The following is a 22,202-nucleotide window of genomic DNA, read 5'->3' as shown; positions in this document are numbered from 1 at the left end:
ATGATGAATAACCATGCTTGACCGACAGCACCTTATGCCATGGCTCAATTGGGGAATGGCTACCACTTTTGTGTTTTTTCAGTTTTTTCTCCAAGCCACTGCGGGATTGATGGCGGCCAAGTGGAGTCAGGATTTTCAATTAACTAAAACACAGGTGGGTTCACTGTCTGCTGCTTTTTTTCTAGCTTATGTAATCATGCAAATTCCGGTTGGATTAGCTTATGATCGATTTGGTACACGTAAAATTTTAATATCGGCATCTATATTGCTATGCCTTGGTATATTTGGCTTGGGATTAAGTCAACAGTATTGGCAAGCTTACCTCTCCCGATTAATCATGGGGTGCGGAAGTGCTTTTGGTTTTGTTGGAATGCTTTATGTCACTGCATCTTGGTTTTCCAATCGTCACTTTACGATGCTGGTTGGCATTTCCGAGACTTTAGCGATGATAGGAGTAGCTCTTGGGGAAATTGGTATGGCCTCACTCATTACTCATTTGGGGTGGCGCATTACCATGTATCTGGTTGGTTGCTGTGCTATTGTAGTCGCCTTATGTGTTATTTTTATTATTCAAGACCCAGAGGATCGCTCTCTTTCTGTAGAAAAAGAAACGATATCGCTAAGTAAAGCACTGCAACAAGTTCTACGAAATCCACAAGTCTGGTTTGCGGGATTCTATGGATTTGCCATGATCTCCATCGTTAATGCAATCGCCAATTTGTGGGGGGTTCCCTTTTTGGTTCATCGTTATCCAGCAATGTCATTGTATACAGTGAGTACCATGATGTCGGTCGTATTTATTGGATCAGGCATTGGAGGCCCATTTTGTGCCTGGCTTGTTCAATGCGGGATAAACAGACAAAAGGTAATGACATTATTTGCCTTGTTAACATTTTTGTTTTATTCATTAGTGATCTATTGGAAAGTTTATTTTCTGGGTATTGTTTATTGTTTATTGTTCATCACTGGTTTTTTCTCTGCCGCCTATATTCTGGTTTTCGGAGTAGTAAAAGACAGTATCACCAAAGAATTACACGGTACAGCATTATCAACAGCCAACATGATTTTAATGATGAGTGCTCTTATACAACAACCGCTGCTTGGTAAGCTACTTGAGTTGCATTTTAATTTTGAGCAGACCTTGTCTGTTATTACGGTAGCGCTTGTAGTTGCCACAATATTATCCTTGGCGTTAGATAAACACGCATAATAAGAGGCTATTATTCACAAGTTTTAATAAAGGAAAAGCGATTAGTTTAGTATAAAGTCTTAGGGACAATATAGAAAATGTGAGCTTAGCTGCATCCACGAGTTAAACGTCTACCTAAAACAACCTCTCCTCGTGAGCTCCTAAAAGATTCTCTCGAGACACGACTATTTAAGCTGATGCCACAAAATCAAGAGTAAGCTTACAGGGAGGATAACCTTGTTTTGCGGTTTTTTCTAGAATTCGTTCACAGCACTGTGCAAGTGCTGTAAAATCCTGAGATTCGTCTCCTTGACGCTCAAGAAATAAAGCCGCTTCTTTGAATAAGGTGAGACTTGATACCAGTTTTTTAGTGTCAGTATTTCCATTCATAAGGATAAGCGCTGGGATTTTTCTTGTTAGTTGTTGTTCTACCAGTTGAGTTATTGCGTCATAATTTTGAAAAAGCTCTTCATTTTGCAAATAGCTGCATGCCTCTTTGAAATCAACAATGCCAAAGTATTGGGCTATAGAACTGACCCCAAGCTGTTTTAACTGGGGAAAAATATACCATATCCAGTGGCTTTGTTTGTTTCCAGCTTTAAGCTCATCATAAGCCTGCTGGAAGGAGATATATGCGTCTTGGCCTTGCTGTGCTTTGATAAAGCGTTGAATGGTGCTCATCAAAAGTCCCTTAGATTAATAATCTGTATTTGTACATTATACTAAGTAAGTATAGCTATATGACAAATCTGACTCTTAACCAAAATTCAAATATACTTAAATTGGAGTTATCTATAAGAGTGAATAGTGGATTTTAAAAAGAAGTAGCCCCCATTTTCCAGAGTGCTTTATTTTCCAAACAGTTTTTTAAGAACTTATTTCAGGTTAGACCCTCTGTACTCGGCTTCTTGCAAGCGCATAGCAAACTCTTCATCAGATTCGATTCGAACGCCATGTTCATTTTCAAGAGCTTTTTCATTATCAAGACTTTTCTTATCCAGGTTTTCAATTTTGTTTTTAACATGAGCAAATAAACCCTGAGTTGATGCAGCTTGAATGAGTGCGTTAATATGTGTTCGATACTTTTCTTCGGGAATTTGAGTGGCTACAGTGGGTGTAATCACTGGTGTAGTTTCTTTATTTTTATGAACTTCTTCTATTTGTTTTGAGTTCTCAATACGTTCTTTTTCAATAGGCTTAGCTTTTAGCTTGGGCAACTCCTCTACAGTCGTTGTCCAATGGATCGATTCACCTTCATTATTTAAAACAACAGTGGGACAACCTTTCATTGGTTCTCCATTTAATTGATTGGTCACATAAAGATTTACCGCAAGTTGATCTGCAACTTCTTTTAAATCACTATGTGTTGCCCATCTTCCTTGTTCCTTGATCTGCTCTATCCCTTTTAAAATGACTGAACGAGGATTTTCTTTACCACGAGATATTACGTCTGCCAGTAATACCTCTTTAACATGCGCATTTTCTATTTTTTGGATTTCCTCAAAGGAAGATTTACCCACAAGTTTGGGCTCTAATGACTTAGCTGTTTTTTGGGCTAAGTCAAGAACTTCAGGTAATAAAGCCAACTCGTTGAACTGTTTTACCTTATCTAGTGTACCTTCTTTTTTATCGTCTTCTTTTAAATAAAAGTGCACTAATTCCATAAACTTATGGTATACAGCTGAACTTTCAACCTGGGTGCTTCCATTACTTTTTGCTTCTGCTATTTTCTTAAGAAGATCATTTTTATATGCAGTAGCAGAAATACTTCTTAAAGACATTTGTAATTTAAGTAAGGTTTCTTTTTTGTAAGTATAAGGGGATTCGTAGAGCTGATTTAAATCAATGTCTAGAATTTCTGGTAAGCTCACATTGCTAAGACCTTTCTTTTGCCATTGAGCAAAAGTTTTGCTTTTTTTGCTGTCTTTATGTTCTTTTTGGATAGTCGCTATTAAACCTATTGCTAATGCATAAAATCCGCAATCACCGCCACCAGGATTATCTATTCTATAAGGCATTTTATACTCGCTCTAGGGTTAAATTTATATATATATTATACAAATTATACAATGGTAACATTAAGTAATTATTATGTAATCAATATTTATGAGGTATTAAGCAGGGCTAAGGCACCTGAATTTTAAAAATTTAAACTATTTTTTATGTCATAGATAGCAACTTTGGTGGAAAAACAAAATGGAATTGTTTGGGGCAATAAAATGTGGAAATAAGGGTTGTGACATTGCAGCAATGGAAGCTTTATTGAAAACACCCTTTAAAAGCAGTGGATTGCCAAAAAAATTAGCTGGATTACCTTGTAGCAGCAAAGCGAATCAAGGTACCCCCTACATATCGGTTTAATGATTGAAGTGTGTAGCTGTGGCTCACATTTTACCTTGTTAATAATCTCGTAATAAATTATTAGTATAATAAATATACGAAGTGAACTTTTTTTCTTTTGAGTATATTATGCCTGATAATTATGGTCTAGCTCCAATCAGTGATGCACAAGAAGCTCTCGATGCTTGGGAGTCATTTTTTGGTCGTTTTTTCTCACCTGAAATTCCAAAAGGGGTTGATGTAGCGTTTAATCCAGAGTTACGTCAATTTACTCCTAGAAAAAAGAAAGACGCTAAATATAAACATCCTGGATTCAGGGACCAAGAAACTCTCGAGTTGCCTATAGATGCAGAAAGAACTCTGCATTCCGATGATTTTGATGACTTTCTAAATGGTAACACGGTTACTATTCCTGAACGTATTACTCTTACTCCAGAAGGTTTGCAGAAAGTTGAGAAAGCCATTGATCGTGGGGATTATGAAGATGAAGCCTTAAAAAAGGAAGATAATACGTTTTATGCGTTATGGCTATTTAAACAAAACAAAATCACCCGTCAACAAATGACCACCATTCTCGCCAGAGCCCAAATTCCAAAAGAGTATCCTCTGCAAGAAACATTTCATATTTTTGATGATCAGGGAAAGCTTACCAAAGAAGCTCAAGAATTATGGATTCCAGCTCTAAGGAGAGGTTGGTACGGTAAAGAGTTTACTAAGGAGCAGCTATCTCGATTATTGCTTCTTATTGCAACGCTACCAAAATCAGAACAAATCTTTTTTATTTCAAAAGATAATCCAAACATTGTCTCACCAGTTCGTCGTGAACTAGGAAATGCTTTGCACATAAATAATGCCTGGCATAAGACAACATATAAGGGAGAAACATACGATCTTCATTTTTCTTTCGGTGCGATTGAAGCAGTGCAAATTGCAAAGCATGGAGTTAATGGTGCCGCAGCCAGTCGTGCAAAACTAGGGAAGGTAGGAATTGATGAAGTCAGAGAGGGTGTTGAATTTTATTATAGGCCTACCGCTATTAGCATGCCTGATAGTGGTGTCGAAGCAACCACTAAAGGGATTCATGGGTATGATGATAGTCCACCGCCTGCAGTAACTGCACACGATGTTTTTCATTCAAAATTACATAATACGATCCGACCAGAATTTCATATGATGTTAAATCATATGAGTCAGATCATTAATAAGCACACAAAACAAAAATGGTCAAAAACAATATGGGAATTGGTAGACCGTGAGTTTCATTCTTTTCAGTACGAAACAATAAAGGACTTGACTCCTAGCAAAGGTGCTGTGCTTTTCATGGAAATGCTTCATCGTAATGGGAAAGATCCAGCGCTTTTATTCAGGAAATATAGCCCTCCAGAGTTAAGTGATGATGGTTTTGTCATAGTTTGGGATATGGTGAATCATCCTGATGTTTGGAAAAAACTTTATAAAGTGGATATTGATCAGATAGACTATCCTTATGACGAATTAATTGAAAAAATGAAAGCTTTTAAAAAAGAAGTTGGCAGCAAGCATAAGCATCCCGAGATACTTAGACTTAAATATCATTTTTTTAATGTAATAACTAATAACACCGAGTTTAAAAAAATTTGCAATATACTTGATTCACTTGGAGATAAATTAATCCTTGAGAAAAATCAAAAAACCACGGATAAAGATCAAAAATTAGTATTCGGAAAATATACTAAAGGGGGAGATAAAAATTTAACGATACTTAAATTTAAAAATTTTGGCCAAGAAGTGCAGATTGATGCAACTTCTGTAAAACAACTAATCCCTATATTGGTAAACATGCAACTTGCTTCTAAATTTAACTTTGGGGAAAAACAGGATGTAGCCATACGAGAAGAGTTGCAAAAAATATCTAGCGAATTCAAGAGTACTTATCATGAGAGTAAATTTTCCAAAAAGCAACTGGAGACATCCGTTTCTACTCTCCCATCACTCACTGCAAAACTGGATTTTCTTGAGGAGTGTTATGAAGAGATAATTCACTCAAAAGGATATACCAGACGTCACGGCACTGCGGATAATATGTTTTCTTTTTTTAAAAATCCATTAACTACATCTCAACGCGAACATATTATCTTATTAAAAGAGAAACTTAATGAATTAATTACTGAGTATCAGAAAGAAAATAATTTAGATACAGACGCCATCAAAGAACTGGAGTGGTGTATGAAAAATCGCGGGTCAAATCTGTATCTTTGTAATACCGATCGATTTTATTTACATCTGGACTCTACTGTTCCTTCTGCCAGAATATCAAAAAATTAGTTCGTTACTCATATTAAACCTTCGTTAATTAAACTTAATCAGTTAGAACTCAGGACTTCAGATACAATGCTATGCCGTAGAGCTAAAGATTTTACTTTAAAAGTCAATTAATCAATGGGTAGGAATATTTTTATCGACTCGACGGGAACTCAAGTGGCATAAAGCAGAATGTAGCTTTTTTGATTTTCTAAATGGAGGTATTTTGGTTTTACCATGAATCATTAATGGACAGTGTGATTTTTATAAAATAAAATAAAATATGATTTCTTTTTATGCAAAAGTAATATCAACTCAAGGGAGGTAGAGAATATGAGTTTAATTGATAACAGGATTGTGAAAGCTTCCTTTAGAGAGAACCCAGTAGAAGAAAGAAAACAGTTTCCTCAATCTTCTTGTCTTATGCCCATTAGTGTTGGACAACCAATTCATGAGGGCGAAAAATTTGCAGCGGTGATTAAACTCATTAATGGGGCATTTAAACAGTGTACCATCCTTGTTGATGATAGTGTTCAACGTCATACGATGGGTATTATGCATCATGCGACACCAGATGAATTATATCAGCTCGCTGTAAAAGAAGGTGATGATTGGTTACTGCGAAATGAAATGGCTTATAATCAATTAACCATTCCTTTTGAAATTATGCGTTGGGATGATTGGTATAACAGTCAGAATTACATTGACAGTCATGTGCGTGTGCAAAAAGAATATGACTCCAATGGCTCATTTCGTCATGCGATTCATGCAAATATTGATGATTTTTTAACACGATACTTGAGCCGATTTTCTGCTGTGAATGTTGATTATGAACGGGCATTCAGACTTTGTCTTGATTATTTAATTGAAGAATGTTCGGTGATGTGTCTATGGATAGAAAAAGCATATGATTTTGAAGTTTATCCTAGCGGCAGAAACAAGGCGATGGCAGCCACATATGAATATTTAATAAAGCCTCATTATCCAAATTATTTAAGACCTGTTGCACTTCGATTTAAAAAATATCCTGGAAAGGTAGCAGGAGATGAATTTCAAATGATTAAGGAAGCTGCTCAGGAAGGCGAATCAGTGGTTGGCGATTTTTAAGCGATTCATTTAAATTTGTAGTGGCGGCGAAGTGGAGTCTAGGAAAAATTATTAAAAGATAAAACCGATGCTTCGCTGTGCCAGGTTTTCAAAAATATCTCACTTAAAATAAGCTCTTATTAATTTTTATTCAGTGTTTGGCTAAGACCTGTTTGCAATTCACGAAATTACTTAAAAAGAGAAACCACGGTTTTTTTAAAAGAGTTAAGCAAAGCTAATGCTCCAATTTCTACTACTTGGTGCGTCACTTTGCCACTCCATTGTATTCGCGCTGCTTTCCACCCTATAAAAAAAGCGGAAGCAAGGAGTATCGGGGTTGTTAAATGATAGCGAGCTATTCCGCTTTGTGCAAAATACTCTTGATGTTCAATTACTTCATCTTTTTGGGATTGTAAAGCCCCATTCATCAGTTCAATTTGTGCTATGATCTGCTTCCTCGAGTTTTTCATGCTCAACACTCTCTTGCGAAAAAAATTCCCTTGTTTTCTGAAAACTCATACTCTTTATGTTAAAGGATAGATACTTAAGCAATCCCAGTAAGAATCCCACATTAAGAAGTAAAACAAACAAAATAGATAACAGAAGACGGTTAGGAACTAAATGCACAAAATACCCTGAAGCCAAGTACGCAAAATACCCTATTAAGAACATAACCGATAACCATACTGTAAATAACACAACTAACAAAAGGCATATATTCAGTAATAGGGGAAAAACGCTCAACCCAGCCAGCCTTGCTTCAAGACGAATTAAAGAGCAGACTGTTTTAATAACAGATATTTTTGCAGCAATTAGAGCTTCTAGCTGTTTTAAAGCTTCCATTACTTTTTCAATAGTCGAGATAACAAAAAACCAATTCCTCCTGCGATCAAAACAGAAGCCAATGGATTTTTCTGTATTTTTTTCAATAAATGATCTGACTGTTCTTTAAGGTTTTCTTCTACTTCATTTGCCTTGTTTACCCCATCTTCGTACAACTGATTCACCTTTTTCTTTCCTTCTGTTAATAATTGGCTTGCAGCTGCTTCAAGATGCTCTTTAGGAGTATATGCTCGATTTTTCATGTTAGTACCCTCCTTAGTTGAATAATATTTTAAATATAGTCATTGAATCAGATTAAGCAAATAAACCTTCTATTTTTAATTATTATTTATTTTTAAAAATATAAAAAACATTTTTTTATCAATTAAGATATCCTTTCTGTTATCAGTTTACTGAATAACTCGTTATTGAACATCAAAACCTCACATTGACTTCAATAAAAAGATACGTACACTAAATAACCAAGAATAATAATATATAGGTAAATAAATAAAATGGTAGACTTAACTCTTCTCAGTGACCTACAGCAGTTAGAAGTAGTTGTAACTTTTTATTGTCAGGGCAAAGCTCAATATCTTGCTGAAAAAACCCCCTTTAACTTTGTCTCAATTACAAATATTTATAACTCAATCAAATTGTTACCCATGGACAACGAAAAAATTGAGCTTATGGAACGTTTTCATGAAAATGTCTGCAAAAAAATAGTTGAGTTTCATCCTAAACTTTATATATTTATAAATTTTACTAATGAAATCAATGAATATAGACCTTTGCTTGAACAACTTAATGCACTAAAAAAGCAAGCTTCAGAACTTTATGAACATTATTTTGATATTGAGAAACCACACTTTGACTGGGAGGGTTTGCGTCAACTTCATATTCAAATTTATAACCTGGAAAATACCTCAGATAAAATACAACTCATGCAATTATTCGAGTATGGAGTATTAGCAACAATTACTCAAATAGAGCCTAAAGCCTATTCTGGCCTAACTTTTCACTCTGAATTAGCAGCAGGGGAAGAACCGCCAACATTAGATCATCAAAGCATTTCTTCCCACCAAATCAGATAAGTGTATTAATTATAGAACTCGCAAGAGTTCTATTAATTAATAAATTACTCAATAAAATATACCAACCTCCTAAAGAATTTGCTCATAGATTGAAAATCACTTCCGACGGAGCACGAATAATAAGCTTGAGGATCACCATTAATAAAACTATATTTTACTTATTGTGAGTTCGATATAAAAAATTTTATATCGGACAATTCCTGTTTAGAGTCGAACTCACGTTATTTAAGCTATTCTTATTGGAAAACATATGAAATAAGGAGATAAGTATGTTGAGTCTTGATACAGAAACAATTTGTAATCTTCTTGATAAAGCACGACAATTTCAAGTCAAAGAAGACGTCAGCTTTCCGGAAGTCACTGATGAAATGGATGCACTCTACGTATTAGCTGATTATCAAGATGATCCGGTTTATCAAGAGACAGTAGAATTTATTGATAATTTACGACCTGATCAGCAAGCAACTTTAGTCGCATTAATGTATTTAGGGCGTGGAGATTACACTCAAGATGAATGGGAAGATGCGCTTAATTTCGCCCAGGATGAATTGACTGAGCATACCGGGGAATATTTGTTATCCAGACCCACTGTGGCTGATGACATTGAGCAAGGTCTAAATATGCTAGGGATTTCCTACCAGGAATAGTTTTTTTCAGAGTTTAGCATGCTATTCGTTAATATTGGCACCTCAGGATGGGTCTATAAAGGTTGGAAAGAAGTTTTCTACCCTAAGTCTCTTGCTGTAAAAGATGAGCTAGCCTATTACTCAAACATCTTTAATACTGTAGAGCTTAATAGCAGTTTTTATCGCGTACCCACCCCAAGATCCATTACAAAATGGAAAGAGATAACTCCGAATCAATTTATTTTTTCGTGTAAAGCCAGTCGCTATTTAACTCATATAAAAATGCTTAAAGATGTTCAAGATAGTGTTAATTATTTATTGCAAGTACTTGAAGGATTAGAAGAAAAATTAGGTCCTATTTTATTTCAACTCCCCCCTTATTGGCCTTTTAATCTGGAACGTTTGGAACAATTTATCAAAGGGTTGCCTGAATCTTTTGATTATACATTTGAGTTTAGAAATAAAAGTTGGTTGCGTCAGGAAGTTTATGATTTACTCAAAAAAAACAATATTGCACTTTGTTTTTATGATTATAAGGGATTTCAGTGTCCAGAAATTATAACCAGTGATTTTATCTACTTACGATTGCATGGACCTCATCTCCAACCTTATTCTGGTCATTATGAAGAAAAATCGCTTTTAAACTATGCTCATAAATTTTCCAGCTGGCAGCAACACGTTAAAAAAATTTTTTGCTATTTAGATAACGATGAGAAAGTAGTTGCGCCCCATGATGCACAAGTATTAGAACGATTAGTACAGTCGACAATTATCAATACAGATCAATAATCATAATTTCGGGTAAATTAAAGAATTGTATTCAAACGCAAAGATTGTTTTATTTTCCAATAATCTGCCCATGGATCGCTCTTTAATGTGTCTAAGCGTTTGGGTAATGTTTTAATCGTAAATTCAATATCTCGCTTCTCCTTACTTAATTCATCCCAATGAATAGGTACGGCTACAGGGGCATGTATACGTGCTCTTGTAGAATAAGAGCTAATTGCCGTAGCACTTCGTTGATTTCGTAAAAAATCAATAAATATTTTATTTTTTCGTTTGGCTTTACTCATAGTACTCGTATATTGATTTGGATTAACTCGCTCCATAAACTCCGCAAAAACCTGAGTGAAGTTTTTTACCTCATCCCAATCATATTCAGGTGCAATAGGCACTACTATATGCAATCCTTTACCGCCAGTTGTTTTAGCAAAAGAAGTTAGTTTGAATTCATTGAGGTGTTTTTTAATTTCAAAAGCTGCTTTAACAATTGCTTCCCAAGTTACAGAGGGGCCAGGATCTAAGTCAAATACAATAAAATCCGGTTTTTCTATCTGACTAATTTGGCTAGCCCAGGGGTGAATTTCCAAAACATTCATTTGCACTAAACTGAAAAGCCCTTCTATTGTATTTAAATAAACATAAGGCTCTTTCTTTTTTTTAGTTTCTATAGATATAGCCTTTAAAACTTTTGGTGTTGAATCAATATAATGACGTTGAAAAAAACAATTATGCCGATTTTCAGGACAACGAAGTAAAGATAAGGGCCTATTTTTTATAAATGGCATTATGTAATCACAAACATATTCGTAATAATTCAATAAGTCTTTTTTGGTAATACCGTCTTCAGGATAAAGTACTTTATCAGGGTGAGTCATTTTAATTCTAAAGGAATGCGCTTTGGTATTTTTGGCCGCCCCTTTCTCTATTTTTTTTTCTTTATTTTCCAATGCGTCTTTTTGTTCACGAAAAACCTCTTCAGGTTTTTTATCCAGGCGCAGTCCTTTGAAACTAGGATGTCGTAAACGTCCTCCTTCAGTCCAATGAGTAAACTCGATTTCTGCGACCAATTGGGGTTGTACCCAAACTACTCCTTGGGATTCAGGGATTTCCTTATCAAAGAGCTTTTTCTGTGCCGGAATTTTTTGCAATAAAACGAATACTTCCTTAAGCGATGCCTCGGTAAAGCCAGTCCCTACATTTCCTGTATATTCCAACTCTCCTTGCTTGTTATATACTCCTAAATACAGAGCACGGAAATACTTACGCGAGCCGCTCGGTAAGGAGTAACCGCAAATAATAAATTCTTGCCGCATCAAGCACTTGATTTTAAGCCATCTTTTAGTGCGCCCTGATATATAGGAGCTATCGATTTGTTTGGAAATTATTCCCTCAAGCCCAAGTTCGCAAGCACGATGAAAAAGAAAACTCCCTTCACCGATAATATGATCACTGAAGCGGAGCACTTTATCCTGCCCTTCCAACACATTTTTCAAGATTGCTTTACGTTTCAATAAAGGTATAGTCCTTAAATCAAACTGCTCGTAATACAAAATATCGAAAAGATAATAAACATAGGGAGCATTAGGGTTCAATTTAATTGTATTTTGTAATAATTGAAAGTCAGATTTTCCATGTTCATCGAGTAAAACAACTTCTCCATCCAATATGGCTTGAGGTAAAGCCAATTTTTTAAGTGCATCTACTACGGATAATAAATCATTGGTCCAATCTTTATTATTACGTGATTTTAAGCGGATGTGTTCATTATGAATTAGCGCAATAATTCGATATCCATCAAATTTTATTTCATGCACCCAATCTGAACTTTCAGGAGCATGGTCAACTGGCGTAGCCAGCTGAGGTGCAATAAAACCAGGGAAGGAACTGATGCTTAAGTGCTCAGAAAGTTCTGGCTCGTGCTGATTATGCAGTTTTTTTTTACGTCACTTCTATTAGATTGATTAGTCCTACTGTAATACTCCCCTATCTGATCAATCGAAAGATTGGTCAACACACTATCTGGCTCTTCTTCAATGATGTTATATTCCTCCAGTTTTCGAGTAAATTTGTCTTTAAATTTGATTAAAAACCAATGTCTCTCATTCTTAAAACGTACTAAATCCCAACGTCCTTTTAACTTGATGGCCTCTAATTCAAAACGTAAGTGCCCGGATTTATAAGCTTTTTCAGGATCCTCATCAAGGGGTTTCCAGATGCCTTTATCCCATAACATCACATTACCCGCACCATATTGGCCCTTAGGTATTATTCCTTCAAAATAACCATATTCAATAGGATGATCTTCTACATGCATTGCAAGACGTTTTACCGAAGGATCTAAGCAAGGGCCTTTGGGAACAGCCCAACTCAATAGAACTCCATTTAATTCAAGACGAAAATCATAATGAAGATGGCTGGCAGCATGTTTTTGAATCACAAATAAATAGTTCGTCTCAGAAGAAACACCACCTCTGGGCTCAAGGGTTTTATTAAAATTCCTTTTTTTACGATAAGGCTCAATACCCATGCACCGCTCCTTTCAGCATGATTACTTTAATTTTAAGAAAAATACTAAGAATTTCCACTCAACTCTATTTCTTGTCTAGGTAAACAGGGCTTATTCCTCTGCGACTTTTAAAAATGGTCTACTCTTTGAATATGAAATGTAATTAAGGATAAAAGAATGCCTAAATCAATCTGGAAAGGCGAAATTTCCTTTGGTCTTGTTTCTATACCGATTTCGTTATATTCCATTGAAGAACAAGATGAGCTTAAATTTAATTTGCTTGATAAAAAAACGAAATCCAGAGTGCATTATCAACGAATTAGTGAAAAAACCGGAAAGGAAGTTCCTTGGGACCAAATAGTGAAAGGATTTGAATTTGAAAAAGACCGTTACATTATTGTCGATGAAAAAAAATTCGAAAAGGCGAGTCCAGATTTATTTAAAGCGATTAACATTGAAGAGTTTGTTGATTTTCAGGAAATTGATAGCCTTTACTTGATGAAGCCTTATTACCTTATCCCAGAAAGTAAAAATAAAAAAGCCTATGTATTATTGCGCGAGTCATTAAAAAAAACAAATAAGGCAGGCGTTGCCAAAGTCATTATTCGGACAAAAGAATCTATTTGTTTAATCATTCCTTATCATCATGCCTTACTTTTGTACTTAATTCATTTCAAGGATGAGATACGTGAAGAAAGGGAAATGGATGTTCCAAAAGAGGACCTTAAAAACTATAAAATTTCCCAATCAGAAATAAAAATGGCTGTTACTTTAATCAATGAAATGACTACTAAATGGCAACCCGAAAAATACCATAATGAATATCGTGAAGCATTGAGAAAATGGCTTGATCAACAAATAGCCAAACAACCAGTAATTAAAGAAGAGGAAGATTCTGAGGTTGCCAAGGAAAGTTCTGCAGATGTAGTTGATTTTATTTCGCTTTTAAAAGAAAGCATGCAAAAAAGAAAATCATCAGAAAATTCAAATAAGAAAAAAAGCTCATAAATCAAGAAAACAATCAATCTGCTCCATTGGCTACACTCTTGTCAAATTATCTCACTTTATGCAAAGATAATTGAGACAGCTTAAGAGTAAGCATCATAGACCTCTTTCGAAATTCGCTGCAGGGCGAGGAGCGAGAAGTCTGCAATAGAATTTCGGAAAAGTTCTAGTGTTAGAGCAGCAATCTCGGAGGGACATACAATGAGACGAATATTTAGAATTGATAAAACCATAAGTCAACCTAACTCTGTATTTAAAACACATCCATCTCAAACAATGCTTCCAGCAAAAAAAATAATAAAACCATTGTTTGTAGCTCAAAAAAAAGCACTAACAGCTCCCCTTGGGACAAAAGCACTCGATCCACTTTTTTTTACACAATTAAAAGCAGAAGAACACAAGCAATTTACGTCTAAAAAACGGCTTCGCTCTCAATACAAAGACAATTACAGTGCCGCACTCCACTTGCCCTATTCAAACCATCAATTAGCCATAAAGCATCACGATCAAAACGCACTGCTTACTATGTCTAAAAAAAATATTATTGAACATGCAAATCGACGAGTTGACTTGTTTTTTTATACGCTAATTGCTTATTACAAAACGGGGATCTTGCCAATCTATGGACATACAACATTACAACATGGCAGAGGTCGTACAACACGTAGTAATAGAAGTATCTCTGAAGCCTGTCATAGCAGTCTGACTCCTTCATTAGTGGATTCAAGCATTTATCAAAATAAGAAAACAGGAGAAAAACATAAAAGTTTAGTGTCTGATACACATTTTATGGATAGCCTGAATTCCACTGTCGAATTACCTCCTTTTGTCAATGATCTCGATGATCTGTTAGAAAATGCATTAAGAGAAAAAAGTTTGACTATTCTTCGCGAGGTTTCACTTGGAACAATAAATCCAATTACAGGACTCACTCAGTTTCTGCAAATAATGAGTACTGTTTTAAAAGGTTTTAAAGAAAATGCTGAAAATAAAAGCAAATCTGCCTTATCCCAGCATCCCTTAATCAAACAACCGATTACCCCAAATCTGATCGAGCTGGTAAAAACTGGGGCACTAGCAACTACCTATTTACCTCAAAAACAAACCGCAAATGATGCATACATCCAATTGTTACTTAGAATGACACCCGAAGAAAAAGCATCATGCAAAGATGTACAGAGTAAAGAAGTGTTATACATCAAGAAAATTATTGAGTTACAAAACGAAATTTTACACACGAAAAGTAATAAACTTCCATCACCATAAGTAAAGAAAACAAGAGATAGTGAGACATCTTAGTTCGCAGATTCCAGGAATCGAGCGGCATTACTGGATTCTGCGCGCAAGTCGTGGGTAGGGACTTAGATAAGAAAACTGGTTTTTAACTTAATCATTAATTAATGTGAGTTCGATATAAATCAAGCAATTCCTGTTTAGAACTCGATCTCGTATAAATGCTGCGCATTTTACGGGATAACCTTCATTTAGAACGGACATAAAAGACATTTTTATGTCTTTTATGTCGAACTCACGTTAATTAACTAAAGAAAACCGGAAGCTAAATTAGATGAGCAATCTCTAGAAATACCTGAGAGATTTGACTAGAATACAGTTTATCTGCTGATAAATAAAAACTTTTTACGTTGGTGTCAATTTATGAATATCCACAGTGTTGTTGAAGAGCAGAGAAAATTTGCTGCTTCCGGACAGGCTAAAAATATTGATTTTCGTAAACAGCAACTGCAAAAATTGAAGAGGATTATCAAACAAAATGAGCAACTCCTTTGCGATGCACTTTATGCAGATATAAAAAAATCCCAATTCGAAACTTATTTAACTGAACTTGCCATGGCTTATCATGAGCTTGATCTAGCGATTAAATCGATACATAAATGGGCTAAACCCAAAAGCAAAAAAACGGAATTAGTACTTCAACCCGGAAAGAGTTTTATCTTACCCGAACCTTACGGTACGACGCTCATTATTGGTGCGTGGAATTATCCTTATCAACTAACCTTAAGCCCTTTAATAGCAGCTATGGCTGCTGGAAATACCAGCATTATCAAACCAAGTGAGTTACCACAAAATACATCATCAGCCCTCGCAAAAATAATAAATCAAAATTTTGATCCCGCTTATCTTTATGTCGCAGAAGGTGATGCTGCTGTGACTCAGGAGCTTCTTAACTTTCGTTTTGATAAACTTTTTTTTACTGGTAGTACTTCTGTAGGGAAAATCGTAGCCAAAGCTGCAGCAGAACACCTAACTCCTGTCACACTTGAATTAGGTGGAAAAAGTCCTTGTCTTGTTTTTGCTGATGCCGATCTCAAGATTTCAGCCCAGCGCATTGTTTGGGGCAAGTTTTTAAACGCAGGCCAAACCTGTATTGCACCCGATTATCTTTTAGTTGAAGAATCGATTTACCAACCCTTATTGGAAGAGCTTAAAAACCAAATCGACAATATTATTGGCCCTAATCCTCTTGAAAGTGAAAGTTATGTACGGATTATTAATCAAAAACATGTACAACGCTTAAAAAAACTCATCGACCCTCAAAAATTATTTACAGGGGGGCAAGTCATCGAAACAGAAAATTATATTGAGCCGACAATTCTTAAGGATGTCAGTTTTACTGATGAAATCATGAAAGAAGAAATTTTTGGCCCAATTTTACCTGTTATTCCTTTTACTGATCTGCAAACTGTTCTACAGGAAATAAAACAACGTCCACGCCCACTATCACTTTATATGTTTGGAAAAGATTCAACCGTACACACACAAATTTTGCATGAGGTTTCCTTTGGCGGTGGTTGTATTAATGATGTAATAATGCATATTTGTAATTCCCACCTTCCATTTGGCGGCGTAGGAGAAAGTGGTATGGGAAGTTACCACGGTGAAGCAGGTTTTAAAACGTTCAGCCACTTCAAAAGTATTTTAAAAAGACCTTTTTGGTTTGAACTCCCCATTAAATATAGACCATACAATCAATTAAAATTGAAGATAATTCGCGCTCTTTTGGGATAAATTAATTACTGGTATTCCTTGCTCCCAATAAATAAACCTTTCTTTATTAAAAACTCTGACAGCTAATTAAGCAAAAATAGTGCGCTTTTAGAATTCGATTAAGTTATCTTAATTCATTTTTTAAATATGTATCCTTATCTTGTACGCTGCCAATATTAGGTCTATAACTTATAAGAATAAAAGAGAACACTTATGTCAGAAAAGAAACCTAAAATTAAAATCAGCAGTTCTAAGGAATCTCCCTCCTCACCTTCTGTTGAAGCAGATCCTTCTATTCTTGCAAGCATCATTAAAGAATTGCCAGGCAGTATTTATTGGAAAGACAAAAATGGGGTTTATTTAGGTTGTAATGATACCATGCTTGAAATGACTGGGATGAAATCCATAATTGGAAAAACAGACTTTGATATGCCATGGGCAGCATCTGCAGAAACAATTCGCAACAATGATTTAAAAGTGATGGCACTTAATTCTTCATTAGAACTGGAAGAAACCGGAACATTAGCCAATGGCCAACAAGCAGTTGTATTAACCAGGAAAACCCCTCTACGCGATGAACAAGGAAATGTCGTGGGTATTTTAGGTATCTCATTAAACATTACCCATCGTAAAAAGCAAGAAGCAGATTTGCGCTCAAACCAGGAAAAAACACAATCAACTTTAGAAAACATTCTTGCCAATATGCCAGGACATGTTTATTGGAAAGACAAAAATGGCGTGTATTTGGGATGCAATAACCGGCAAGCACAAAGCGTAGGATTTCAATTTGGCTATGAACTTATAGGAAAAACCGATTTTGATTTATCTTGGGGTGAAAATCAAGCAGAATTATTCCGCCAAAATGATCTTTATATTATGCAAACAGGTGAAACTGAAATTATTGAAGAAAAAGCCCTAATCGAAGGTAAAAATGCCATTTTTTTAAGCCATAAATCCCCGATGCGCAATAAAAAAGGAGAAATTACCGGAGTACTTGGTATATCAATTAACATCACTGACCGCAAAAAAATTGAAGCAGAACTCAAGATCGCAAAAGAAAAAGCCGAAGCAGCAAGCCTTGCAAAAACAGAGTTTCTTGAAAATATGCGTCATGACATCCGCACCCCTCTTACCGGTATAGTTGGATTTGCAGATCTCATCAAATCTGCAGCAAAAAGTGTCCAGATTAAAGAATATGCGGATAATCTAGTCGCATCCAGCCATGCTTTGCTTGATTTTATGGATGAGGTGCTTGAAGCAATTCATGTAAGTTCTGGCGAAGTGCCCAAAGTTAGGAAAAAATTTGTCTTACAACAAATCGTTCAACATATTATTGATCTTAATAAAGCCAAAGCATCTGCAAAACACCTGCGTTTATCATTGGATTTTGATCCCAATATTCCCAAATACCTCATTGGTGATCCTGTGCGCATCCATCGCATTTTACTCGAGCTAATTGCTAACTCATTGAATTTCACAGATACAGGCTTTGTAAAATTAACCGCTAAACTGGCAAAACGAGAAAACCGAGAAATCATTATTCAATTCATCGTAGAAGACAGTGGTATGGGAATTCCCAAGGATAAGCAGCAGGAAATTTTCCTGCAATTTAAACGCCTAACGCCTTCCTACAAAGGAATTTATAAAGGAGCAGGTCTAGGTCTTGCGGTAATTAAACAGTTTATTGATGAATTAGATGGGGAAATATATGTTGAGAGTACGGTTGCCAAAGGAACACTATTCACCTGCATCATTCCCTTAAAAACAGCACTTTTAGAAGATGAAACAGGAATTGATAATGATTTTGTTGAGTCTAACATTCCAAGTGTTGCACACAATACTGCAATCACTCAACAAGCCCCAGATTCAGCTGAAAAATTATTCAAACATCGTATCTTATTAGTTGAAGACAATGCCATTGCACAAACAATTGCAAAAGAAATGTTGAATCAATGTAATTGTTACGTTGATATAGCAGCTGATGGACAATCGGCACTACAATTCTGGAAGAAAAATAAGTACGATTTAATTTTTATGGATATCGGTTTACCTGATATGGATGGTTATCAAGTGACCCACCACATTCGTGTCCAAGAAATCGCTAAAAACCATCACACCCCCATTATTGCACTAACAGCTCATGTTGGTGAAGAAAACAAGCAACGCTGTATTGAATCAGGAATAAATGCCGTACTCTGTAAACCATTAACTCAAAAGAATTGTTGTGATATTTTGAGTTCATTTATCTCCTCCATACAAAAAGAAAAAGGAATCTCTCCTGAACTTGATGTTTTAGATTTACCCGCAACAGAAGAGCAATTTTTTGAACTTTCAGGATTCCCTCTACTTGATATTGCAGAAGGAATTAAAACTACAGGGACAGAAGATATGCTCTGTAAGATGTTCAAGTTACTGCTAAATCATTCTCTTGTTGAAGATATTACCTTACTAAAAAATGCACACACTCAAGGTGACTGGGAAAAAACCCAGAAACTTGCTCATAAAATTAAGGGAGGTGTAGTATATGTCGGTGCCATCCGTTTGAAAATCGCTTGCCAATATCTTGAGCGTTATTGGAAATCAGGACAACGTGATTTATTGGAGAAATTATATCAGCAAATGATTCAAGTGATTGATGAAACGACCTCTGAAATTCAAAAATGGATGAAGACAAAAACAGTTCATTAAGTGAATTTTTAGTTTTATCCTGTTTACGATACCACTATCTTGTTAGCAGTCTGGATTTATGATAGAGGTCCTTCTGAAATGCTCCAATAATCATTAATTGATTTGAATATTTCTATAATTTTTTTGGAATCTGCTGGTTTTGCAATATAACCCGTAATACATTTTTCGTATGCTCTCATTTTATCTTCTATTTGTTGAGACGTTGTAAATACAACTACAGGAATGAATTTAAATAACTTGTCTCTTTTAATAATATCTAAAAATTCCAAACCATTCATTCGTGGCATATTTAAATCTAAAATTATAAGGCAAGGTTTTCCAAATTCTTTAAGATAAAGCAAGGCATCTTCACCATTTTCACGAATGACAAGTTCATTTTTTATATTAAGTTGTTCAAAGGCTCTCTGAATTGCCATTTGATCAACCTGATCATCTTCGATAAGTAGAATAGGCTTAGTTGAATACATTATTAACCCCCACTTACTTTTTCTTTATTTAATGTAAAGTAAAATGTGGTTTCTTGTCCAACTATTGATTTAAACCAAATTTTCCCACCATAAAGCTCTAAAATTTTTTTGACAAGTGAAAGACCTACTCCAGTAGATGAGTATTTTTCTTTACTTTGTAGTGTTTGAAAAAGTTCAAAAATTTTGTCTTTATATTGTTCGTCAATTCCTATTCCATTATCTTTTATAAAAAATTTCCATTCTTTAGAGTATTCGCACACTCCAATTTCTATGAGTCCTTGTTCCTTATCATTGTAAATGATGGCATTGCTAATCAAATTTTGGAGTATTTGATAAATATGAGTTTTTTCTGCATAGATAACTGGAAGATCTTGCTGGGCTCTTATTTTAATGTATTTAGGAGGCATTAAAATCTCTTTAATTTCTTCAATTAATTTATTCAAATTAATTCGTTCTAATTCTCCTTGAATATGTCCTATTCTTGAATATTCCAATATACCGTCAATTAGCGCTTGCAGTTTTTTAACCCTGTTATCAAGCAGTTCTAAATAATTTTTGCCTTTAGAATCTAATTTTTGCTTATATTCTTCAATAATCCATTCAGATATAGTAGCAATTCCTCTTAGGGGTGCTTTTAAGTCATGAGACACTATATAGGCGAAACGTTCAAGCTCAGCATTACTCTTTTTTATGATTTGTTCATTAAACTTACGTTCTGTTATATCAATAACAGAGGCTAAAACAAAAACTCCTGATTCTGTTTTTAATGGATTTAAGCCAATTTCAACAGGAAACTCGGTACCATCACTTCTCAAACCATATAAATCACGACCAGTTCCCATTGCTCGTGTTTGTGGTTTCATGAAGTAAGTCATACGGTACTTTGGGTGATTAGCACGAAATCGGTCGGGTACAAGTACCTCAATTTTTTGTCCAATTAAATCTTCCTTTTTATACTTAAACATTTTAAGTACTTGTCTATTGGCAAGTTCTATTTCCCCCATTTTATTTACCATCAAAATTCCTGCTGGGGTCGATTCAATCGCCAATCGGAATTTTTCTTGCTCTTTTTTTCTTTCCGTAATATCAACAACAGACGCCAAAACAAAACTTCCATCTTCAGTAATTAATGGATTTAAACCAATTTCAACAGGGAATTCAGTACCGTCTTTTCTTTGACCAAAAAGATCTCTCCCCGCACCCATGCGTCGCGCTTTAGGATTTTCAAAAAAAACAAGTCGATGTTCAGGATGCTTTGCTCTGAATCGTTCAGGCACAAGAATTTCTATTTTCTTACCCATTAGTTCGTGTTTCTTATAGCCAAACATTTTAATGATTTGCGAATTTAAAAGTTCGATTTCCCCAGCACGATTAATCATTATCATTCCAGTTGGAGAAGCCTCTACAGCCAACTTAAATCGCTGAGTCAATCGCTTTCGTTCGGTAATATCTACAACCGAAGCAAAAACTAAAATTCCTTCATCTGTTTGTAAAGGATTTAAGCCAATTTCAACAGGAAACTCAGTTCCATCCCGTCTTAATCCGTAAAGATCCCGTCCAGCTCCCATTAGGCGTGCCTTAGGATCTTTAAAAAAATCTTCTCGATACTGTGGATGGTTTTCTCTAAAACGCTCAGGGACAAGAACCTCTATGGGTTTTCCTAAAAGTTCAGCTCGAGTATAACCAAACATTTTCTCGATTTGTTCATTTACAAGCTTTATATTACCTAGAACATCAATTATAAGCATACCATTTGGGGCAGCTTCCACCGCTAATTCAAACTTCTTTTGCTCAGGTGTTACAAATGGGATTTCTCTGATAATGGATGCTGCACCTATTACTTTACCAGAAGCATTTTTAATTGGTGAGCCAGATACGGATACTTTGATTTCTGATCCATTTCTTTTCAAGTGAATCGTTTCATAGTGCTCTATTTTCTTACCTTCTTTAATTTTTGTTAAGATTTGTTGAGTCTCATATTTTCTATCAGTAGGTGTAAGGTAATCTATTGATAAACCAATAATTTCTTTGGCTGTGTATCCATATAGATTTTCAGCCGCTTTGTTCCAACTTATAATCGTGCCATTCAGATCTTTCCCGATAATCGCATCATTACTGGATTCAATAATTGCAGCGTAAAAAATGTCTTTAGCTGTTGGATTCCTATTTATTTTCATAAAATATCTTCAGGAGAGTATGTTGATTATATTAAGTTTTTACTCTACATTATCTTGAATTCAGTAGTAAATTCAACTGCTAATTCGCAAGCAGATTTCTAAAATGAAATTTTATCTCTATCATTTTTGGAAA

The 22,202-nt window shown here is 35.2% G+C and carries 19 protein-coding genes; 11 read left to right on the top strand and 8 right to left on the bottom strand.

Translation table 11 applies throughout. From position 1 onward, the window contains the following. Positions 1 to 13: 13 nt before the first annotated feature. The gene (locus Ltuc_RS10355) at positions 14 to 1,210 is read left to right on the top strand and encodes an MFS transporter (protein WP_058521183.1); all 1,197 of its coding nucleotides are present in this window, start codon (positions 14 to 16) and stop codon (positions 1,208 to 1,210) included. Between the two features lie 168 nt (positions 1,211 to 1,378). On the opposite strand, the gene Ltuc_RS10350 is transcribed toward Ltuc_RS10355, so the two are convergent. Then, complete coding sequence (locus Ltuc_RS10350; RefSeq protein ID WP_058521182.1) at positions 1,379 to 1,870, bottom strand: DUF1810 family protein; 492 nt, start codon at positions 1,868 to 1,870, stop codon at positions 1,379 to 1,381. A 194-nt stretch (positions 1,871 to 2,064) separates the two neighbouring features. After that, a complete protein-coding gene (locus Ltuc_RS10345) occupies positions 2,065 to 3,207 on the bottom strand; it encodes a hypothetical protein (RefSeq protein ID WP_058521181.1) in 1,143 nt (380 codons plus the stop codon). A 178-nt stretch (positions 3,208 to 3,385) separates the two neighbouring features. Here Ltuc_RS10345 and Ltuc_RS15355 point away from each other — a divergent pair, with 178 nt between their 5' ends. The 3 genes from Ltuc_RS15355 (at position 3,386) to Ltuc_RS10335 (ending at position 6,916) form a co-directional block, all read left to right on the top strand. Continuing rightward, entirely contained in the window at positions 3,386 to 3,550 is a 165-nt protein-coding gene (locus tag Ltuc_RS15355; RefSeq protein ID WP_157064606.1) for a hypothetical protein, read from the top strand. A gap of 108 nt (positions 3,551 to 3,658) precedes the next feature. Then, on the top strand, positions 3,659 to 5,833 hold the full coding sequence (locus tag Ltuc_RS10340) for a hypothetical protein (RefSeq protein ID WP_058521180.1): 2,175 nt from the start codon (positions 3,659 to 3,661) through the stop codon (positions 5,831 to 5,833). Positions 5,834 to 6,142: 309 nt separating this feature from the next. Then, positions 6,143 to 6,916 carry a hypothetical protein gene (locus Ltuc_RS10335; protein ID WP_058521179.1) on the top strand — a complete coding sequence of 258 codons (774 nt, stop codon included), beginning with the start codon at positions 6,143 to 6,145 and terminating at the stop codon, positions 6,914 to 6,916. Between the two features lie 167 nt (positions 6,917 to 7,083). On the opposite strand, the gene Ltuc_RS10330 is transcribed toward Ltuc_RS10335, so the two are convergent. Beyond that, the gene (locus Ltuc_RS10330; RefSeq protein ID WP_058521178.1) at positions 7,084 to 7,365 is read right to left on the bottom strand and encodes a hypothetical protein; all 282 of its coding nucleotides are present in this window, start codon (positions 7,363 to 7,365) and stop codon (positions 7,084 to 7,086) included. 372 nt (positions 7,366 to 7,737) lie between these two features. Then, positions 7,738 to 7,980, bottom strand: a complete 243-nt coding sequence (locus Ltuc_RS10320; RefSeq protein WP_058521176.1) for a hypothetical protein — start codon at positions 7,978 to 7,980, stop codon at positions 7,738 to 7,740. 252 nt (positions 7,981 to 8,232) lie between these two features. Here Ltuc_RS10320 and Ltuc_RS10315 point away from each other — a divergent pair, with 252 nt between their 5' ends. The 3 genes from Ltuc_RS10315 (at position 8,233) to Ltuc_RS10305 (ending at position 10,226) form a co-directional block, all read left to right on the top strand. Then, positions 8,233 to 8,811 carry a hypothetical protein gene (locus Ltuc_RS10315; RefSeq protein ID WP_058521175.1) on the top strand — a complete coding sequence of 193 codons (579 nt, stop codon included), beginning with the start codon at positions 8,233 to 8,235 and terminating at the stop codon, positions 8,809 to 8,811. A 269-nt stretch (positions 8,812 to 9,080) separates the two neighbouring features. Continuing rightward, positions 9,081 to 9,458: a DUF3775 domain-containing protein gene (locus Ltuc_RS10310; protein WP_058521174.1), complete on the top strand. Its 378-nt coding sequence runs from the start codon at positions 9,081 to 9,083 to the stop codon at positions 9,456 to 9,458. A gap of 18 nt (positions 9,459 to 9,476) precedes the next feature. Continuing rightward, positions 9,477 to 10,226: a DUF72 domain-containing protein gene (locus tag Ltuc_RS10305; protein WP_058521173.1), complete on the top strand. Its 750-nt coding sequence runs from the start codon at positions 9,477 to 9,479 to the stop codon at positions 10,224 to 10,226. Positions 10,227 to 10,243: 17 nt separating this feature from the next. Here Ltuc_RS10305 and ligD read toward each other — a convergent pair whose 3' ends face one another. Continuing rightward, complete coding sequence (gene ligD / locus Ltuc_RS10300; RefSeq protein ID WP_238584112.1) at positions 10,244 to 12,034, bottom strand: DNA ligase D; 1,791 nt, start codon at positions 12,032 to 12,034, stop codon at positions 10,244 to 10,246. A gap of 77 nt (positions 12,035 to 12,111) precedes the next feature. Further along, complete coding sequence (locus Ltuc_RS15710; RefSeq protein ID WP_238584111.1) at positions 12,112 to 12,747, bottom strand: DNA polymerase ligase N-terminal domain-containing protein; 636 nt, start codon at positions 12,745 to 12,747, stop codon at positions 12,112 to 12,114. Between the two features lie 156 nt (positions 12,748 to 12,903). Between Ltuc_RS15710 and ku the strand changes: the two genes are divergently transcribed. The 4 genes from ku (at position 12,904) to Ltuc_RS10280 (ending at position 19,425) form a co-directional block, all read left to right on the top strand. Beyond that, positions 12,904 to 13,734: a non-homologous end joining protein Ku gene (gene ku / locus Ltuc_RS10295; RefSeq protein ID WP_058521172.1), complete on the top strand. Its 831-nt coding sequence runs from the start codon at positions 12,904 to 12,906 to the stop codon at positions 13,732 to 13,734. A 198-nt stretch (positions 13,735 to 13,932) separates the two neighbouring features. Then, complete coding sequence (locus tag Ltuc_RS10290) at positions 13,933 to 14,997, top strand: hypothetical protein (RefSeq protein ID WP_058521171.1); 1,065 nt, start codon at positions 13,933 to 13,935, stop codon at positions 14,995 to 14,997. A 390-nt stretch (positions 14,998 to 15,387) separates the two neighbouring features. After that, entirely contained in the window at positions 15,388 to 16,758 is a 1,371-nt protein-coding gene (locus Ltuc_RS10285) for an aldehyde dehydrogenase (protein ID WP_058521170.1), read from the top strand. A 192-nt stretch (positions 16,759 to 16,950) separates the two neighbouring features. Further along, the gene (locus Ltuc_RS10280) at positions 16,951 to 19,425 is read left to right on the top strand and encodes a PAS domain-containing sensor histidine kinase (RefSeq protein ID WP_058521169.1); all 2,475 of its coding nucleotides are present in this window, start codon (positions 16,951 to 16,953) and stop codon (positions 19,423 to 19,425) included. A gap of 56 nt (positions 19,426 to 19,481) precedes the next feature. Here Ltuc_RS10280 and Ltuc_RS10275 read toward each other — a convergent pair whose 3' ends face one another. Continuing rightward, a complete protein-coding gene (locus tag Ltuc_RS10275; RefSeq protein WP_058521168.1) occupies positions 19,482 to 19,892 on the bottom strand; it encodes a response regulator in 411 nt (136 codons plus the stop codon). Between the two features lie 2 nt (positions 19,893 to 19,894). Next, entirely contained in the window at positions 19,895 to 22,069 is a 2,175-nt protein-coding gene (locus Ltuc_RS15080; protein ID WP_058521167.1) for a PAS domain-containing sensor histidine kinase, read from the bottom strand. Positions 22,070 to 22,202: the final 133 nt, after the last annotated feature.

This window comes from Legionella tucsonensis, from assembly GCF_001468035.1.
GTDB lineage: Bacteria > Pseudomonadota > Gammaproteobacteria > Legionellales > Legionellaceae > Legionella > Legionella tucsonensis.
This window is presented reverse-complemented; position numbering and strand designations above follow the sequence as displayed.

What these genes read in the sequence shown, in the direction of transcription:
- Ltuc_RS10355 (WP_058521183.1), top strand. Translation starts at nt 14, where the DNA reads ATGCTTGACCGACAGCACCTTATGCCATGGCTCAATTGGGGAATGGCT.
- Ltuc_RS10350 (WP_058521182.1), bottom strand. Translation starts at nt 1,870, where the DNA reads ATGAGCACCATTCAACGCTTTATCAAAGCACAGCAAGGCCAAGACGCA.
- Ltuc_RS10345 (WP_058521181.1), bottom strand. Translation starts at nt 3,207, where the DNA reads ATGCCTTATAGAATAGATAATCCTGGTGGCGGTGATTGCGGATTTTAT.
- Ltuc_RS15355 (WP_157064606.1), top strand. Translation starts at nt 3,386, where the DNA reads ATGGAATTGTTTGGGGCAATAAAATGTGGAAATAAGGGTTGTGACATT.
- Ltuc_RS10340 (WP_058521180.1), top strand. Translation starts at nt 3,659, where the DNA reads ATGCCTGATAATTATGGTCTAGCTCCAATCAGTGATGCACAAGAAGCT.
- Ltuc_RS10335 (WP_058521179.1), top strand. Translation starts at nt 6,143, where the DNA reads ATGAGTTTAATTGATAACAGGATTGTGAAAGCTTCCTTTAGAGAGAAC.
- Ltuc_RS10330 (WP_058521178.1), bottom strand. Translation starts at nt 7,365, where the DNA reads ATGAAAAACTCGAGGAAGCAGATCATAGCACAAATTGAACTGATGAAT.
- Ltuc_RS10320 (WP_058521176.1), bottom strand. Translation starts at nt 7,980, where the DNA reads ATGAAAAATCGAGCATATACTCCTAAAGAGCATCTTGAAGCAGCTGCA.
- Ltuc_RS10315 (WP_058521175.1), top strand. Translation starts at nt 8,233, where the DNA reads ATGGTAGACTTAACTCTTCTCAGTGACCTACAGCAGTTAGAAGTAGTT.
- Ltuc_RS10310 (WP_058521174.1), top strand. Translation starts at nt 9,081, where the DNA reads ATGTTGAGTCTTGATACAGAAACAATTTGTAATCTTCTTGATAAAGCA.
- Ltuc_RS10305 (WP_058521173.1), top strand. Translation starts at nt 9,477, where the DNA reads ATGCTATTCGTTAATATTGGCACCTCAGGATGGGTCTATAAAGGTTGG.
- Ltuc_RS15710 (WP_238584111.1), bottom strand. Translation starts at nt 12,747, where the DNA reads ATGGGTATTGAGCCTTATCGTAAAAAAAGGAATTTTAATAAAACCCTT.
- ku (WP_058521172.1), top strand. Translation starts at nt 12,904, where the DNA reads ATGCCTAAATCAATCTGGAAAGGCGAAATTTCCTTTGGTCTTGTTTCT.
- Ltuc_RS10290 (WP_058521171.1), top strand. Translation starts at nt 13,933, where the DNA reads ATGAGACGAATATTTAGAATTGATAAAACCATAAGTCAACCTAACTCT.
- Ltuc_RS10285 (WP_058521170.1), top strand. Translation starts at nt 15,388, where the DNA reads ATGAATATCCACAGTGTTGTTGAAGAGCAGAGAAAATTTGCTGCTTCC.
- Ltuc_RS10280 (WP_058521169.1), top strand. Translation starts at nt 16,951, where the DNA reads ATGTCAGAAAAGAAACCTAAAATTAAAATCAGCAGTTCTAAGGAATCT.
- Ltuc_RS10275 (WP_058521168.1), bottom strand. Translation starts at nt 19,892, where the DNA reads ATGTATTCAACTAAGCCTATTCTACTTATCGAAGATGATCAGGTTGAT.
- Ltuc_RS15080 (WP_058521167.1), bottom strand. Translation starts at nt 22,069, where the DNA reads ATGAAAATAAATAGGAATCCAACAGCTAAAGACATTTTTTACGCTGCA.